Below are 510 nucleotides of genomic sequence, written 5' to 3'. Positions count from 1 at the left end.
CCCCGAGGAAAATTGCCCCCAGCGGGCGCATCAGAAAGCCGGCGCCGAAGGTCGCCAGCGACAGCATCAGCGAAGCGAAGGCGCTGTCGGTGGGGAAGAAGGTTTTGGCGATGGCCGTGGCATAGAAGCCGTAGACCATGAAGTCGAACATTTCGAGGAAGTTGCCGCTGACAACGCGAAAGATCGCTTTGCCTTTGCCCGTGGTGGAGGACATGGGAGGTACTCACTGTTCAATTTTGTATAAAGGCGTTGCAGCCATGGGGAAGCGAGCGGGCGCTTGTAGTTCATAATGGCCGCCGTGGTTTTGCGGGGAGATGAAGAATTGTTAACTGGACGCTGGTGGGGGCTTGTGGTGTTGGCGGTGGCAATCGGCGGCTGCGGCACCGGCGATTCCCTGGAACAGGTTGGCGGTTCGACCATGGGCAGCACCTGGTCGGTCAAGTACGTGCGCCACGCCGGGGTCGCCGATCCTGCGCGGGTGCGCGGCGAAGTGCAGGCCATCCTCGGTGA

At 61.2% G+C, this 510-nt stretch carries 1 pseudogene; it reads right to left on the bottom strand.

Features of this window, described 5'->3' with window-relative positions:
* Window positions 1–214, bottom strand: a pseudogene (locus tag J5M71_RS27260) (citrate-proton symporter); the annotation flags it as partial.
* Between the last annotated feature and the right edge of the window lie 296 nt (window positions 215–510).

It is taken from the genome of Pseudomonas sp. 43(2021), assembly GCF_017490805.1.
GTDB lineage: Bacteria > Pseudomonadota > Gammaproteobacteria > Pseudomonadales > Pseudomonadaceae > Aquipseudomonas.
The sequence above is the reverse complement of the archived record's forward strand: the minus strand, read 5'-3'. Positions and strand labels throughout refer to the sequence as shown.